General features: G+C 67.6%; 16 protein-coding genes. 8 read left to right on the plus strand and 8 right to left on the minus strand.

The genetic code is table 11. From position 1 onward, the window contains the following. The first annotated feature begins 6 nt into the window (after nucleotides 1-6). From ACZ3HL_RS36895 to ACZ3HL_RS36910, 4 genes are all read left to right on the plus strand, one after another. Entirely contained in the window at nucleotides 7-1,059 is a 1,053-nt protein-coding gene (locus ACZ3HL_RS36895) for a DNA polymerase IV (RefSeq protein ID WP_465536023.1), read from the plus strand. A gap of 245 nt (nucleotides 1,060-1,304) precedes the next feature. Further along, complete coding sequence (locus ACZ3HL_RS36900; protein WP_465536025.1) at nucleotides 1,305-2,822, plus strand: adenosylhomocysteinase; 1,518 nt, start codon at nucleotides 1,305-1,307, stop codon at nucleotides 2,820-2,822. Between the two features lie 131 nt (nucleotides 2,823-2,953). Then, nucleotides 2,954-3,226 carry a hypothetical protein gene (locus tag ACZ3HL_RS36905; protein WP_465536027.1) on the plus strand — a complete coding sequence of 91 codons (273 nt, stop codon included), beginning with the start codon at nucleotides 2,954-2,956 and terminating at the stop codon, nucleotides 3,224-3,226. 150 nt (nucleotides 3,227-3,376) lie between these two features. After that, on the plus strand, nucleotides 3,377-3,598 hold the full coding sequence (locus tag ACZ3HL_RS36910; protein WP_465411652.1) for a DUF2795 domain-containing protein: 222 nt from the start codon (nucleotides 3,377-3,379) through the stop codon (nucleotides 3,596-3,598). A gap of 157 nt (nucleotides 3,599-3,755) precedes the next feature. Here ACZ3HL_RS36910 and ACZ3HL_RS36915 read toward each other — a convergent pair whose 3' ends face one another. The 7 genes from ACZ3HL_RS36915 to ACZ3HL_RS36945 all read right to left on the minus strand — a co-directional run bounded on the left by ACZ3HL_RS36915 (nucleotide 3,756) and on the right by ACZ3HL_RS36945 (nucleotide 8,978). Further along, the gene (locus ACZ3HL_RS36915) at nucleotides 3,756-3,968 is read right to left on the minus strand and encodes a hypothetical protein (protein WP_465411653.1); all 213 of its coding nucleotides are present in this window, start codon (nucleotides 3,966-3,968) and stop codon (nucleotides 3,756-3,758) included. A gap of 133 nt (nucleotides 3,969-4,101) precedes the next feature. After that, nucleotides 4,102-4,956, minus strand: coding sequence for a non-homologous end joining protein Ku (gene ku, locus ACZ3HL_RS36920; RefSeq protein ID WP_465536029.1), 855 nt, complete (start codon nucleotides 4,954-4,956; stop codon nucleotides 4,102-4,104). Nucleotides 4,957-5,074: 118 nt separating this feature from the next. Beyond that, entirely contained in the window at nucleotides 5,075-6,301 is a 1,227-nt protein-coding gene (locus ACZ3HL_RS36925) for a styrene monooxygenase/indole monooxygenase family protein (RefSeq protein ID WP_465536031.1), read from the minus strand. Nucleotides 6,302-6,326: 25 nt separating this feature from the next. Then, the gene (locus ACZ3HL_RS36930; protein ID WP_457953894.1) at nucleotides 6,327-6,944 is read right to left on the minus strand and encodes a GTP-binding protein; all 618 of its coding nucleotides are present in this window, start codon (nucleotides 6,942-6,944) and stop codon (nucleotides 6,327-6,329) included. Continuing rightward, nucleotides 6,919-7,302 (minus strand): DUF742 domain-containing protein, encoded by a 384-nt coding sequence (locus tag ACZ3HL_RS36935; RefSeq protein ID WP_125683188.1) that lies wholly within the window; start codon nucleotides 7,300-7,302, stop codon nucleotides 6,919-6,921. The genes ACZ3HL_RS36930 and ACZ3HL_RS36935 overlap by 26 nt, the downstream gene beginning before the upstream one ends. 18 nt (nucleotides 7,303-7,320) lie before the next feature. Further along, nucleotides 7,321-7,755, minus strand: a complete 435-nt coding sequence (locus tag ACZ3HL_RS36940) for a roadblock/LC7 domain-containing protein (RefSeq protein ID WP_005159022.1) — start codon at nucleotides 7,753-7,755, stop codon at nucleotides 7,321-7,323. Continuing rightward, complete coding sequence (locus ACZ3HL_RS36945) at nucleotides 7,752-8,978, minus strand: sensor histidine kinase (protein WP_465536033.1); 1,227 nt, start codon at nucleotides 8,976-8,978, stop codon at nucleotides 7,752-7,754. The genes ACZ3HL_RS36940 and ACZ3HL_RS36945 overlap by 4 nt, the downstream gene beginning before the upstream one ends. A 271-nt stretch (nucleotides 8,979-9,249) precedes the next feature. Here ACZ3HL_RS36945 and ACZ3HL_RS36950 point away from each other — a divergent pair, with 271 nt between their 5' ends. The 4 genes from ACZ3HL_RS36950 to ACZ3HL_RS36965 all read left to right on the plus strand — a co-directional run bounded on the left by ACZ3HL_RS36950 (nucleotide 9,250) and on the right by ACZ3HL_RS36965 (nucleotide 15,232). Further along, nucleotides 9,250-9,879, plus strand: a complete 630-nt coding sequence (locus ACZ3HL_RS36950) for a TetR/AcrR family transcriptional regulator (protein WP_465411657.1) — start codon at nucleotides 9,250-9,252, stop codon at nucleotides 9,877-9,879. Nucleotides 9,880-9,909: 30 nt separating this feature from the next. Beyond that, a complete protein-coding gene (locus tag ACZ3HL_RS36955) occupies nucleotides 9,910-11,643 on the plus strand; it encodes an ABC transporter ATP-binding protein (RefSeq protein ID WP_465536035.1) in 1,734 nt (577 codons plus the stop codon). Further along, a complete protein-coding gene (locus ACZ3HL_RS36960) occupies nucleotides 11,643-13,667 on the plus strand; it encodes an ABC transporter ATP-binding protein (RefSeq protein WP_465536037.1) in 2,025 nt (674 codons plus the stop codon). Before ACZ3HL_RS36955 ends, ACZ3HL_RS36960 begins: the two co-directional genes overlap by 1 nt. 128 nt (nucleotides 13,668-13,795) lie before the next feature. Then, on the plus strand, nucleotides 13,796-15,232 hold the full coding sequence (locus tag ACZ3HL_RS36965) for a DNA polymerase ligase N-terminal domain-containing protein (RefSeq protein ID WP_465411660.1): 1,437 nt from the start codon (nucleotides 13,796-13,798) through the stop codon (nucleotides 15,230-15,232). On the opposite strand, the gene ACZ3HL_RS36970 is transcribed toward ACZ3HL_RS36965, so the two are convergent. Beyond that, nucleotides 15,229-15,588 carry an STAS domain-containing protein gene (locus ACZ3HL_RS36970; RefSeq protein WP_465536039.1) on the minus strand — a complete coding sequence of 120 codons (360 nt, stop codon included), beginning with the start codon at nucleotides 15,586-15,588 and terminating at the stop codon, nucleotides 15,229-15,231. The two genes, ACZ3HL_RS36965 and ACZ3HL_RS36970, sit on opposite strands and share 4 nt — an antisense overlap. Nucleotides 15,589-15,644: the final 56 nt, after the last annotated feature.

Below are 15,644 nucleotides of genomic sequence, written 5' to 3' on the forward strand. Positions count from 1 at the left end.
GGTTTCATGGCCGCCGGGGAGTGGGTACTTCACGTCGACCTCGACCAGTTCATCGCGGCGGTCGAGGTCGCCCGGCGGCCTGAGCTGAGCGGTAAGCCCGTCGTCGTCGGCGGCACGGGCGATCCCACGGAACGGGCCGTGGTGGCGACGGCGTCGTACGAGGCGCGGGAGTTCGGCATCCGGTCCGGGATGCCCCTGCGAACCGCCGCGAAACGCTGCCCTGACGCGATCTTCCTCGCCACGGACGCACCCGCGTACCAAGAGGTCTCCGATCGGGTGATGGCGACGCTGCGGGAATTCCCCGTGGTGGTCGAAGTGATCGGCTGGGACGAGGCGTTCCTCGGCGTCACCACCGACGATCCCGAAGCCCTCGCCGCCGACATCCGGCGGGAAGTGGCCGAAGAGACCGGGCTTTCGTGCTCCGTCGGCATCGGGGACAACAAGCTGCGCGCCAAACTCGCCACCGGGTTCGCCAAACCGGCGGGGATCTTCCGGCTCGTCCAAGACAACTGGTGGGACGTCATGGCCGCGCGGCCGACGGACGCCCTGTGGGGCATCGGCACCAAGACCACGAAGAAGCTCGCCGAGGCCGGCTACCACACGGTGCTGGAACTGGCGGGCGCCGATCCGGCGGACCTCGCGGCCCGGTTCGGCCCGAAGCTCGGCCCCTGGTATCGGATCCTCGCCGGTGGTATCGGCGACGCCGAGGTCACCGCGACGCCGTACGTCGCGCGATCCCGTAGCCGCGAGACGACCTTCCAGCAGAACATCACCGATCCCGAGGCCATGGCCGCGGAGGTCGTCGCGCTGGCGAAACGTGTCTCACAGGACGTCGCCGAGGAAGGCAGGCCGGCCGCTCGGATCGCGGTCAAGGTGCGGTTCGCCCCGTTCCAGACCCATACGCACAGCATGACCCTGCCCGCACGGACCTCCGATCCCGCCGAGATCGAGAAGGCGGCGCTGGCCGTGCTCGGCATGTTCGACCTCGGGAGACCGGTCCGGCTGCTGGGTGTCCGCGCCGAATTCCTCTCGGCTGCGGAGCGATCCGTGTCGCCTTGACAGCGCTCGCGGCGTTTTGCCATTCTGGGTTCCGGGTCGAGAGGCGCTGCGACGGAATTCTTCCGCCACGCTCGGCCCGCCGCGACGGACGTAAGGGCGCCTCCCACTGTGGAGGTGCCTTTGTTGCGTCTGAACCCTTTTCCGGCCTTCGAGGCCGAGCACTGAAACCCCGCACTGACACCGTCCTTCCCGCCACCGGCGAAAAGGACCGCTCCGCCCTGCCTTCCTTGATGATTGGAGAACCCATGAGCCCGACCCTGTCCAAGGTCAACGGGATCGAATTCGCCGTCGCCGACCTTTCCCTGGCCGAGTCCGGCCGCAAGCAGCTGCGCCTCGCCGAGGTCGAGATGCCCGGTTTGATGGCGCTGCGCCGCGAATACGCCGGCTCGCAGCCGCTGAAGGGCGCGCGGGTCGCGGGTTCGCTGCACATGACCGTGCAGACCGCCGTGCTGATCGAGACACTCGTCGCACTGGGCGCCGAGGTGCGCTGGGTGTCCTGCAACATCTTCTCCACCCAGGACGAGGCGGCCGCGGCCGTCGTCGTCGGCCCGGAGGGCACCGTCGAGAAGCCGTCGGGTTCGCCGGTCTTCGCGTGGAAGGGCGAGACGCTCGCCGAGTACTGGTGGTGCACCGACCAGCTCTTCGACTTCGGCGACGGCCGCCTCCCGAACATGATCCTTGACGACGGCGGCGACGCGACCCTGCTGATCCACAAGGGCGTCGAGTTCGAGGCCGCCGGCGCCGTTCCCCAGGCGACCGAGGAAGACCCCGAGGAGTACCACCTCGTGCTGGAGACGCTGCGCGAAAGCCTCGGCCGCGACACCAGCCGGTTCACCCGGATCGCCAAGGAGGTCCGCGGGGTCACCGAGGAGACCACCAACGGCGTCAAGCGGCTCTACAAGCTCGCCAAGGATGGCGAGCTGCTCTTCCCGGCGATGAACGTGAACGACTCGGTGACGAAGTCGAAGTTCGACAACAAGTACGGCATCCGCCACTCGCTCATCGACGGTCTCAACCGCGGCACCGACGTGATGATCGCGGGCAAGGTCGCGGTCGTCTGCGGCTACGGCGACGTCGGCAAGGGCGCCGTGGAATCCCTGCGCGGCCAGGGTGCCCGCGTGGTCGTCACCGAAATCGACCCGATCTGCGCGCTGCAGGCGGCGATGGAGGGCCTCGACGTCGTCGAACTCGACGACGTCGTCGAGCGCGGCGACATCTTCATCACCACCACCGGCAACTTCGACATCATCATGGCCGACCAGATGGCCAAGATGAAGCACAACGCGATCGTCGCGAACGTCGGGCACTTCGACAACGAGATCGACATGGCCGGCCTCGCGAAGATCCCGGGCATCCAGAAGATCGAGATCAAGCCGCAGGTGCACGAGTGGATCTTCCCTGCCGGGGGTCCGGGGGCCGCCCCCCGGGATGGACACAGCCCCGCGACGGCGGACCGCGAGGCGCACTCGATCATCGTGCTGTCCGAGGGCAGGCTGATGAACCTCGGGAACGCGACCGGCCACCCGAGCTTCGTGATGTCGAACTCCTTCACCAACCAGACGATCGCGCAGATCGAGCTGTTCACGAAGCAGGGCGAGTACACCACCGACGTCCACGTGCTGCCGAAGCACCTCGACGAGAAGGTGGCCCGCCTGCACCTCGACGCGCTGGGCGTCCGGCTGACGAAGCTGACCAAGCGCCAGGCCGAGTACATCGGCGTGGACGTCGAGGGCCCGTACAAGCTGGACCACTACCGGTACTGATTTTCCGTCGGTCAGGACTTGTCCGTGGTCGGCGGCCGACTGCACCCAATGTGGCATTGGGGACGCTGAGCGTCTCCGATGCCACATTGGGTGCGCCGTTGTCTTGGCGCCCAGTGGAGCCGTTAGGCCGAATGCGTGAAAACTTCGGCCGGATGGACCTGTTTCTCACCGATCTGGGCGGGAATCCCCCTAGTAGCCACACCCCGGCGGCACGCGAGCCGGGCGACTACGAAGGAGAAGGTGTTCCCGTGATCATTCTCGGCGTCATCCTGATTGTCGTCGGTGTCATCGCCAGCATCCCCGTCCTGTACTCGATCGGGATCGCGCTGGCGGTCATCGGCATCATCCTGGCCGTTCTCGGGAACACCGGGAAGGCCATCGGCGGTCGCGCCCACTGGTACTGAGCACCGGACCGAACCGGTACCGAGCCCCCGGTACCGGCGCTGAAAAACGGCCCGGGCGCCCGGCGTTCCCCCTCACGCCGGGTGCCCGGGCCGTTTTCGTTCTCCGCCCGCCGGGTATCCATCTCGGACGAGGAGAAGGAGGGAGAGCCGATGGCAGGGACGGACCCTCGCCCGTACTTGACGGACGCGAAGTACCCGTGTGGACGCGACGAACTCCTGCGAGCCGCCGCGGCGGCCGGGGCGGGCGACGACGTCCTGGGCCCCTTGGGCACGCTGCCCGCCCATGACTACGCGGACGGGGAAGGCGTTTGGGAGGCCGTACGCTCCTGCAACGGGGCGCCGATCCACGACACCGCGAAGGAAGCACCGTGACATGAAGGGGTCCCCCGGCTCCGAGGGGGAGGGAGAGCCGGAGGACCCCGTCATAGTTAACACATTCCCGGCCGGGATGTACACGAACGCATACACCTTCGAGTGGGAATCGGGCACGATCGCCCGAATCAGACCGATGTGGTGTATTGGCCGCCGGTCAAGAAGCGCGGAGGAGCGACTGGGCCGAGACCTCCGCGCACGAGCAGCCTCCGTCGACGTCGAAACAGTCGATCGTCAGCGTGTGCCGGGAGAAGTCGAAGTCGACGCAGCCGTCTTCGCTGCATTCGGTGAAACCACCGTCGAGGTGGACCACCAGGGTGCCGTGGCAGTGGTCGAGTCCGACGGCGCAGAACGCGCACTCCATGCTCATACCGCCTCCCGCGATCAGGAAAGTTCTCCTCGATTGCCTTACTACCACCGAGGGACGACAAATCCTGACATACGCGCGGCGTGTCGTGACACCCGGTGCGGTGACACCGGGCACAACCGTCCACAAGGGAGAGTCAGGCGCTCTTCGGGGTTCGCTTGGCCGAGGCGGGCTTCTTCGCCGCCGTGGCCTTCTTCGCGGCCGCGGGCTTCCGGCTCTTCTTCGCCTCGCTCACACTGGCCTGCAAGGCTTCCATGAGGTCGACGACGTCGGCCTTCGCGCCGACCGCCTTCGGTTTCGTCGTCTGGTTGCCCGCGGCCTTGGCCTCGATCATGGCTTCCAGTGCCTCGCGGTAGGAATCGCTGTACTTCTCCTGCTCGAACACCGGCTCCGAGAGCGAGTCGATCAGCGAACCCGCCATCGTCAGCTCCTGCGGCCGCACCTGCGGCGGATCCTCGTGCAGGAACCCGAAATCCGGGACGCGGACCTCGTCGGGCCACAACATCGTCGTCATCGTCAGGACATCGCTGTGGACCCGCAGGATCGCGAGCGTCTCCCGCTGCCGGATGGCGACCTTCGCGACCGCCACGTGGCTCGCCTTCTGCAACGCGTCACGCAGGACCACGTACGGTTTGACGGCGTTCTTCTGCGGTTCGAGGTAATAGGTCTTGTCGAACTGGATCGGGTCGATGGACTCCAGCGGCACGAACTCGAGCACGTCGATCGCCCGCGACGACGCCAGCGGCAGCTCGGACATGTCCTCGTCGGTGAGCACGACCATCTCGCCGTCGGGCAGTTCGTAGCCCTTGGCGATCTCGGCGTAGGGCACTTCCTCGCCGTCGATCGTGCAGAACCGCTTGTACTGGATCCGGCCGCCGTCGGCCTCGTGCACCTGGCGCAGCGAGACGTTCTTGTTCTCGGTGGCCGCGTAGAGCTGGATCGGGATGCTCACCAGCCCGAAGGACACCGAGCCCTTCCACATCGAACGCATCGAGCCGCACCTCCGCTGCCGTCACCGACCGTACTCACACACGGTGACCACGGTAGCCCGAAACGGCGCACCGCGACAGCCCCGCGAACCCGATCGCGGGACCGTCGCGCTCCTGGAATCAGACCTCGGCCAGGTACTTCTCGGCTTTCGCGGGGTCCAGGAACCAGTGCTGGAAATCGGTCGGATCGGAGAACCCGTTCGCGAACCGCCGCGCCACGGCCGGCTTCTCCCCCGCCGCGCCGATGATCTGGAGCACGTGCGGGGGCGGCGGCTGCAGCATCGCGTTGGTCCAGATCGTCACGTGCTGGGCGTACTCCCAGTACTTCTCGAACGACGCGGACATCCACTCCTCGTCGAACGGCTTGTCGCCGCGTTCGAGGATCGAGTCCAGATAGGACGCCGCACAGTGGCTCGCGTTGTTGGAACCCTGGCCGGTGATCGGGTCGTTGGCCACCACGACGTCGGCCATGCCGAGCACCGCGGTCGCCGAGTCCAGCTTGCCGACCGCGTTCCGCACGACCGGCGTGTACCCGCCGGCCAGCGTCGCCTTGTCGTCGGTCAGCACGGCGTTCCGGGACCGCTCGTACTCCCACGGGAGGAACTGCTTCATCAGCGAGAGGATCCGGTCGAGATGCTGCTGCGGCGTCGGCCGGTCGTCCCAGCAGTCGAGCGGGCCGCCGGGGATCCCCTCGAAGAAGAGGATGTCGCAGTTCCCGCTCAGCGTGTACGCGGGGATCATGAACAGCTCACCCACGCCGGGGATGATGTTGAACCGCACGGCCGCCTTGTCCGGGTGCTCGGGCCGTCGCTCGAGTCCGTGCACGTACGCCAGCGAAAGCGCGCGCTGGGGTTCGGTGTAGGGCGAACGCTCCGGGATCCGGTCGAACAGCTGGACCAGCTCTCCCTTGCCCGCGGCGATGACGACCAGGTCGTACAGCTTCGCCAGCGGCGCCAGATCCGAGGTGGTGACGCCGTGGATGACGACCTTGCCGCCGCGGTCCTCCACCAGTTCGAGCCAGGCGGCCATCTTCACCCGCTGGTCCACCGACTGCGCGTAGTGCTCCAGCGGCCCGAACCAGTCCAGCACGCGGCTGGAGTCCGGTCCCGCGATGGAAACGCCGAGCCCCTCGACCTTGACGGTCTCTTCCTCCCACAGGTTCAGCTTGTGGTCCCGCTCGTGCTGCAGAGCGGAGTGGAACATGCACTGGGTCGACATCACCTTGCCGGACCGGATCTCGTCCGGCGTCCGGGCCGACATCACCGTGACGTCGTAGTCGTGGGCGAGCAGGCCCAACGCCAGCTGCAACCCCGACTGCCCGGCACCGACGATAAGAACCTTGCGCATCCTCTGTGTTCCTCCCAGAACCCGTTCAGCCGAGTGCGGCGAATTCCCGCCCCGGTCCGGAGACCACGGCGAGGGACAGCGTGTGCGACACCAGTTCCTGCAACGTCGCGACCGCCGACTTCGGGTCGCGGGCGTCGCAGGTGACCAGTGGGATGTCCGGGGACAGCGCCAGCGCGTCGCGCACCTCTTCGAGGTCGTGCACCGGCATGCCCTCGAACTGGTTGACCGCGACGATGAACGGCAGCTCGGAGTCGTTCTCGAAGTAGTTGATCGCGGCGAACGACTGGTCGATCCGGCTGGTGTCGACCAGTACGACGGCGCCGAGCGCGCCACGCGAGAGGTCGTCCCAGAGGAACCAGAACCGGGCCTGGCCGGGGGTGCCGAACAGGTACAGGAGCAGGTCTTCACGCAGGGTGATCCGGCCGAAGTCCATCGCGACCGTGGTGGTGGATTTGGTTCCGGGCGGCACCAGCTCGTCGACGCCGGCGCCCGCCTCGGTCATCCAGGCCTCGTTGCTCAGTGGCGGGACCTCGGAGACGGAGCCGACGAAGGTCGTCTTGCCAACGCCGAATCCACCGGCGACCACGATCTTGGCGGAAATCGCCAGCAGACTGGGGTCAGACCGGGAGGCGCTTGAGTCCATCGAGGATCCTCTCGAGCACGTTCGTATCGTGGTTGTAGGCGTGGGCCGTCGGGTGCACGAAGACGGCGCCCTGGGTGGCAAGGTCGCCGACGAGCACCCGGACCACGCCCAGTGGCAGATCCAGTCCCACCGAAAGCTCGGCGATCGACGAGCGATCCCTGGCGCGCTCGTACAGCGAACGCGATTCCGGCATCAGCGCCTCGGCCAGTGACGGGTCGTAGCGCGGGACCGAGATCAGGGTCTCCACCAGCAGCAGCTGGCTGCTCTTGGTACGGCCGCCGGTCAGCGCGTACGGCCGGATTCTGCGGCTGCGCATCTTGACCGGCCGGTCCGGAGATTGGTCGCTGGACACGGTCATCCCTTCTTCTCCGGATTCTCAGGCCTGCGGCCGTCGGGCGGTCAGGACCTGCCGGAGTCCCGCTCGCACCTCGGGGGTGAGGGCGTGACCGGCGTTGGTGATGAACTGGGTCATCTCGTAGGCGACGACCTTCATGTCGCAGTCCGGTTCGGTGAGCACCGCGAGGCCCGCCTCGGCACCGATTCCCATGAACAGGAAGTACCCGCGGGTGAGCCGGATGATGATCTGCTCGCAGTTGCCCTTGCCGAACAGCGCGGCGCTGTTGCCCGCGAGGCTGAGCAGGCCGCTCGCGATGGCCGCGAGCTGCTCGGCGTCGTCACTGGACACCGATTCCGAGGCGGTCAAAGGAAAACCATCGACGGACATGATCAGCGCGTGGCTGGCACCGTGCACCTTGCGCACGAAGTCGTCGAGCAACCAGGTGAAATCCGTGGTCGCGTCCTGGGCGGTCACTGGGTGTTTCCTCCGGTCTCACGCTCGTGCCGGTCGTCAAGGGCGGCACGCTCGCCGTCGGCGAAGGCATCGAGGTCGGCCAGCAGCGCCTCGTGCCCGTCCGCCGTGTCGGCGGGCGGGGTGGTCGGCGGGGCCGGCTCGTCGGGCAAAGTCCTGATACTGCGGGAAACCCGGCGCGGCAGACCGCTGGCCGTGGTGCCGCCGTCGGCGGGCGGCTGGAAGGCCGTGCGCGGACGCGGGCTGGGCTTCCGTTCCGGCTCCGGGAGCGCGGAGGGGGCCGGGCGCCGCCTCGGCAGCCCGGACGGCGTCGCGACCGGGGCGCCCACGGGTGCCCCGTTGGTGATCCTGGTCTGCGGCAGCACGACGGTCTGCGAACCGGACCACTGCTTCTCGGCCAGTTCCGACACCACCGGGACCGGCAGCAGCACGGTCGCGACCGTGCCGTGCGGGGTGCGGCGGTCGAGTTTGACGGTGATCTCGTGCCGGTCGGCGAGCCTGCCGACGACCGCGAGTCCCATATGCCGCACGGAATCGTCGTCGAGCACCGGACCGGCCGCCAGCCGCTCGTTCAGTGCCGCGAGACGGTCGGGCGGCATGCCGATGCCCTCGTCCTCGATGCGGATCAGCACGCTGCCCTGCTCGGTGAGGTGCGCGCTGACGCTGACCGGCGAACTCGGCGAAGACTGGTTCGCCGCGTTGTCGAACAGTTCCGCGAGGATCCGGCTGACGTCTTCGGCGGCGAAGCCGACAACGCCGAGCGAAACGACACGGCCTATCGTGATCCGCGAGTAGTGGTCGATCGACGACATCGCGGCCCGCATCACGTCGAGCACGGACGAGATCCCGGCCGTCGTGTCGTCGGCGTCGCGGCCGGCGAGGACGCGCAGGTTCTCGGCGTTGCGCCGCAACCGGGTCGCCAGATGGTCGAGCCGGTAGAGCTCGGCGAGGCGGTCGGAATTCTCCTCCCCCGCCTCCATCGTCTCCAGTTGCGCGAGCAACTGGTCGAGCAGATTGAGGTCGCGCAGCGCGACGTTGGAGCAGACCCCGGCCAGCGCGCCGGCGTCCGGCGCCTCCACGGCCGGCCTCTGCTCCACCTCCGGTTCGGCCGGCGGAGCCGACGGAGCGTGCCGGGGCGGGGCGGCGAGGAACTGCGCCGCGGCGACCCTGGAACGGTCCAGAAGAACCCGTGAGCGGTCAAGCAAGCCTCGAGCCCGCGTCACCATGTGCTTCCACTTCTTTCTCTTCGCATACCCGGACCCGTGTCGCACTCCCCAGCACAACGACGGCCATGCAAGCAGAAGTCACTATCCGTGTCCACAGTCGGTCTCCGTTCAACCGCTGGCAGTGACGTGGTCACGAACGCGTTACGGCTGGTGAGCGCGGCGCGCTAGGCCATTCGGCTGCATCTGCGTGTTTCGCGCCACGAGTGATCGGCAAAAAGTGCGGAGCGCGCACTAATTTGCGCGGCACGCAACTTTTCTCTAGGCTGGCGGCATGACCCCGGACCCGGCCGCGCCCATGGGGCTGCGCGAACGCAAGAAGCGCGCGGCCCGTCGCGCCATGAGCGAGGCGGCGCTCAAGCTCGCCATGGAGAAGGGCGTCGAACAGGTCCGCGTCGAGGACATCGCCACCGCCGTCGGGGTCTCGCCACGCACGTTCAACAACTACTTCTCCAGCAAGGAGGAGGCGATCTGCTCGTTCATCGTCGAACGGCAGGAACTCCTGCGGGAGGCGCTGCGTGAGCGGCCTTCGGGAGAAGCACTGTGGGAGGCTGTCGGTACCGCGACACTGGAGGCCTACGGCAGCCTGGGAGAACCGAACCGCGGCTCGGTGGAGCTGGCGCGGTCACTGCTCTTGCACCCGTCCGTGCAGGGCGAGTTCCTCAAGGCGCACGCCAAGGTCGAACAGGTGCTGGCGGACGCCATCCTGGAACGTGCGGGCGCCGGGGTGGAAAACGCGTTGAACGCGCGGCTCATGGCGGCGATCGTGGAGTCCGCGGTGAAGACCGCGTTCTTCAGCTGGCTGATCGACGAGGGCTCCAGGCCGTTCCTGGAGACGCTCGACGTCCTCCTGCACGAGGCCGCGGCGGGCATCCCCTCGCTCACCGGCCCGAACCCGAAGTAACACCGTACCCACCACTGGGGAGAAACCGTTGTGCTGACCAAGCTGTTGCGCATTCACCTGCGCCCGTACCGGCGAGACCTGTGGCTCATCGTGCTGCTGCAGTTCGTCCAGACCCTCGCCGGGCTCTACCTCCCCACGCTGAACGCCGACATCATCGACGGCGGTGTGGTCAAGGGCGACATCGACTACATTCTCGAGGTCGGTGGCGTCATGCTGCTGGTGTCGCTGGTGCAGATCGCCTGCTCGATCGGCGCCGTCTACTACGGCGCCCGGACCGCGATGGCGGTCGGCCGGGACGTCCGCGGCGCGGTCTTCCACCGGGTCCAGGACTTCTCCGCCCGTGAAGTCGGCCAGTTCGGCACGCCGTCGCTGATCACCCGCACCACCAACGACGTCCAGCAGGTGCAGATGCTGACGTTGATGGCCTTCACCCTGATGGTGTCCGCGCCGATCATGTGCTTCGGCGGCATCATCATGGCGCTGAACCAGGACGTCACCCTCTCGTGGCTGCTCGTGCTCGCGGTGCCGATCCTGGGTGTCTCGGTCGGGGTCATCATCGCGAAGATGCGGCCCGCGTTCCGGCTGATGCAGGAGCGCATCGACAAGATCAACCAGATGCTGCGCGAGCAGATCATGGGCATCCGCGTGATCCGGGCGTTCGTCAAGGACACGCACGAACGGCGGCGGTTCACCAAGGCCAACACCGAACTGCTGGACGTCTCGCTCGTCGTCGGCAGGCTGATGGCCCTGATGTTCCCCATCGTCATGCTCGTGATGAACGCCTCCAGCGTCGCCGTGCTGTGGTTCGGCGGACTGCGCATCGACGACGGCAGCATGCAGATCGGCGCGCTCACCGCGTTCCTGTCGTACCTGATGCAGATCCTGATGGCGGTCATGATGGCCACCTTCATGTTCATGATGGTGCCCCGCGCCGAGGTCAGCGCCGAACGCATCACCGAGGTGCTCGACACGCACACCAGCGTCGTCCTCCCGGAGAACCCGGTCAGCCCCGGCGAGGTGCACGGACGGCTCGAACTGTCCGATGTGGAATTCCGTTACCCCGGCGCGGAGAAGCCGGTGCTGCAGGAGATCTCGCTGCTGGCGCTGCCCGGCGAGACCACCGCGATCATCGGCAGCACGGGCAGCGGCAAGACCACGCTGCTCAACCTGATCCCCCGGCTGATGGACGCCACCGACGGCTCGGTGCGGGTCGACGGCGTCGACGTCCGGGAACTGGACGCGACCGTGCTGTCCGACGCCGTCGGGCTCGTGCCGCAGAAGCCGTACCTGTTCGCCGGGACGGTGGCGAGCAATCTTCGCTACGGCAAGTCCGACGCCACCGACGAGGAGCTCTGGCACGCGCTGGAGGTGGCCCAGGGCAAGGACTTCGTCGAACGGATGCCGGACGGGCTGAACTCCCCCATCTCCCAGGGCGGGACCAACGTCTCGGGCGGGCAGCGGCAGCGGCTCGCGATCGCGCGGATGCTGGTGCGGCGTCCCGAGATCTACCTCTTCGACGATTCCTTCTCCGCGCTCGACTACGCGACCGACGCCGCGCTGCGGCGGGCCCTCGCGGCCGAGACCGCCGAGGCGACCGTGGTCATCGTCGCGCAGCGGGTCAGCACGATCCGCCACGCCGACCGCATCGTCGTGCTCGACGAAGGCCGCGTCGTCGGCAGCGGAACCCATACCGAACTCATGGACACGAACGAGACCTATCGGGAGATCGTGCTGTCCCAGCTGACCGAGCAGGAGGCCGCCTGATGAGCGCGCCCGAATCCACACAGTCTTCTTCGGACACCCCGGCCAAACCGGTGGGCGAGCGCGCGAGCGCCGCGCGGGGGCCCGGCCCCGGCGGCGGCGGTTTCGGCCGCGGTCCGGCCGGCTTCATGGGTGGTCAGTCCGCCGAGAAGGCCCTGGACTTCAAGGGATCCCTGAAACGGCTCCTGCGCCTGCTGCAACCTCAACGCGCCGTGCTGTACGGAATCCTGGTCTTCGGCGTCGCCAGTGTCACGCTGAGCGTCATCGGCCCGAAGATCCTCGGGATGGCCACGGACCTCATCTTCGCGGGCGTCGTCGCGAAGGACATGCCCGCGGGCGTAAGCAAGGAACAGGTCATCGCCGGGCTGCGGGCTGCGGGCGACAACACCGTCGCCGACCTGTACTCGGGGATCGACTTCGTCCCCGGCCAGCGCATCGACCTCGACGCCGTCGGCCAGGTCCTGTTGTGGGTGCTGCTGCTCTACATCGTGGCGTCGTTCTTCTCGCTGCTGCAGGCCAGGCTGACCACGAACCTGGTCCAGCGGGCGGTGTTCGACCTGCGGGAGCGGATCGAAGAGAAGTTCGCCAAGCTCCCGCTGAGCTACTTCGACCGCCAGCCGCGCGGTGAGGTGCTGAGCCGGGCCACCAACGACATCGACAATCTCGCGCTGTCCCTTCAGCAAACCCTCGCGCAGATCGTGTCGTCGCTGCTGATGGTCGTCGGCGTGCTCGTGATGATGTTCGTCATCTCGCCCCTGCTGGCGCTCGTCGCGCTGCTGTCGGTGCCGGCGTCGGTGCTCGTCGCGGCCAAGATCGGCAAGAAAGCGCAGCCGCAGTTCATCAAGCAGTGGTCCACCACCGGACGGCTCAACGCGCATATCGAGGAGATGTACACCGGGCACTCGCTGGTCAAGGTGTTCGGCCGCCGCGAGGAGGCCGAAGAGGTCTTCCGCGAGCACAACGACACGCTCTACGGCGCGAGCTTCAAGGCGCAGTTCATCTCGGGCACCATCCAGCCCGCGATGATGTTCATCGGCAACCTGAGCTACGTGCTGGTGGCCGTGATCGGCGCGCTGCGAGTGGCGTCCGGGACGCTGTCGCTCGGCGACGTGCAGGCGTTCATCCAGTACTCGCGGCAGTTCAGCCAGCCGGTCACGCAGATCGCCAGCATGGCGAATCTGCTGCAGTCCGGGATCGCGTCCGCGGAGCGGGTCTTCGCGCTGCTCGACGCGGACGAGCAGGAACCCGAGCCCGCCGAACCCGCGCGGGTCCGGGACGTGCGGGGGCAGGTCGAGTTCGAGCACGTGTCGTTCCGGTACACCGAGGACACGCCGCTCATCGAGGACCTGTCGCTCACCGTCGAACCGGGGCACACCGTCGCCATCGTCGGCCCGACCGGCGCGGGGAAGACCACATTGGTCAACCTGCTCATGCGGTTCTACGAACTCGACGGCGGCAGGATCACCCTCGACGGCGTCGACATCGCCGCGATGGATCGCGAGGACCTGCGGGCCAAGACCGGCATGGTGCTGCAGGACGCGTGGCTGTTCGGCGGCACCATCGCGGAGAACATCGCCTACGGTTCGGAGGGCGCCACGCACGACGAGGTCGTCGCGGCGGCCAAGGCGACCCACGTCGACCGCTTCGTCCGCACCCTTCCGGACGGGTACGACACGGTGATCGACGACGAGGGCGGCACGGTCAGCGCCGGCGAGAAACAGCTGATCACCGTCGCCCGGGCGTTCCTGGCGAAACCCGCGATCCTCATCCTCGACGAGGCCACCAGTTCCGTCGACACGCGGACCGAGGTGCTGATCCAGCGGGCGATGAATTCGCTGCGCGAAGGGCGGACGAGTTTCGTCATCGCGCACCGGCTTTCCACCATCCGTGACGCGGACGTCATCCTGGTGATGGAGAACGGGTCGATCGTCGAGCAGGGCGACCACGAAACGCTGCTGCTCACCGGCGGTGCGTACTCCCGGCTCTACGCCGCGCAGTTCGCGGAGGCACTGGCGGAGACCGACTGAGCCACATCGGCGTGAAGGCCTCTTTTCCTGCTGTAACCGTGGGAAAAGGGGCCTTCATCGCACGAAAGGAGCGTGGACGGCGCTAGGCTTGCGGGACCCGATCCGAAAGAGGGGTGCGCTGGCCGGCCATGGCGGAGAAACTCGGCGAATACCGCCGTAAGCGCAAACCGGGACGAACTCCCGAACCTCTTCCGGACCGCGACGGGGACACCGGGGCCGACGATCTCTTCGTCATCCAGGAACACCACGCGAGCAGCCTGCACTGGGACATCCGCCTCGAACGGGAGGGTGTGCTCGTCTCGTGGGCGGTGCCGAAGGGCCTTCCGATGACGCCGGATGTCGAACGGCTCGCCGTGCACACCGAAGACCACCCGATGGAATACCTCACCTTCGAAGGCGAGATACCCGCGGGCGAATACGGCGGCGGCACCATGACGATCTGGGACACCGGCCGGTACGAAACGCTGCACTTCAACGACCACAAGGTCGAAGTCGTCTTCCACGGTGAACGAGCACGCGGGAAGTACCTGTTCCTCAACGTGAAGAAGGACGGCAGGGACAACGGCTGGCTGCTCAAAAGGCTCGACCCGGCAGACCCCGGCCGCGCGGAACTCCCCTCTTTCCTCGCCCCCATGCTGAGCAAACCGGGGCGGCTTCCTTCGACGAGCGAAGACGCGGACTGGGCCTACGAATTCGACTGGTCCGGACGCCGGACCCTGATCCGGGTGTCCGGGGGCCGGATCACCGCCTACGACGATTCGGGCGACGACGTCACCGGGCTGTATCCCGAGTTCCGCGGCCTCGGTGAACAACTCGGTGCCACGGAAGCGTTTCTGGACGGGGAAATCGTCGTCTTCGACGGCGGGAAGCCGAGTCCGGAAGGGCTCGGGCACCGCGCACGGGCGACGAAGAACTCCGCGAAACGGCTCACGTCCCGGTATCCGGCGTTCTACCTGGTGAACGACCTCCTGCATCTCGACGGCCGCTCCTGTGTCGGGACGCCTTATGTCGAACGACGGGAACTCCTCGACGAACTCGGGCTCGCCGGGCCGCATTGGCAGGTGCCGCGCTACTACCTCGGGGACGGCGGTGTGGTGGCGCGGGCGGCCCGCGAACACGGGCTCGCCGGTATCGTCGCCAAACGGGCCGGCTCCGCGTACCACCCGGGAAGGCGCACCGGGGAATGGCTCGCCATCACCGGAACCCTGGTACAGCAAGTGGTTCTGGGCGGCTGGCGGCCGGGTGGCGGCAGCCGGGCGGACACGTTCAGCTCATTGCTGCTCGGCGTTCCGCACGGGGATGGCCTGCGATATATCGGAAACGTCGGCGTCGGCTTCGCGGGCGACGAATTGGCGGAGCTCTCCAGGCGGCTGTTCAGCCTGGAGCGCAAGACATCCCCGTTCCACTCCGTCCCGGACAAACAGGCGCGGGACGCCCGCTGGTCGCGGCCGACCATCGTCGGCGAGGTCGTCTTCGGCGGCTGGACCGACGCGGGTTGCCTGCGCAATCCACGCTGGCGCGGACTCCTGCCGGACGTCGACGCCGACGAGGTCGAACTCGACTAGCGCTGGATTCGCACGTCTTCGAGGTCCCACCGGACGTCGAGATCTGCTCCGACCCCGCTGACGTCCAGAATCCTTGACACCAAAGCGGTTTTCACGATCACCGAGAACCGGGGGGACACCGCGTTCGCCTCCTCGAGCGCCTGCACCCCGGCACAGCTGAGGAAGCGGACGCCGGAGAGGTCGAGGATCACGTGCTTTCCTTTGACACACGCACCGCTGAGCTCGGTACGGAACCGGCCGACCGTGGCGGCGTCGATCTCCCCCACCGCGGTGAGGACGAGGACGCCGTCCTTGCGGCGGCTGGTGGTGACGGCCAGGGGCGGTACTTCGCCGGGTACGCGCTGGCCAGGCAACATTGGGGGCGCCTCTCTCCAGACCACCAAGTTCCCTCGACGGTACTCAGCGACGGCGA

This window comes from Amycolatopsis sp. NPDC000009, from assembly GCF_055563465.1.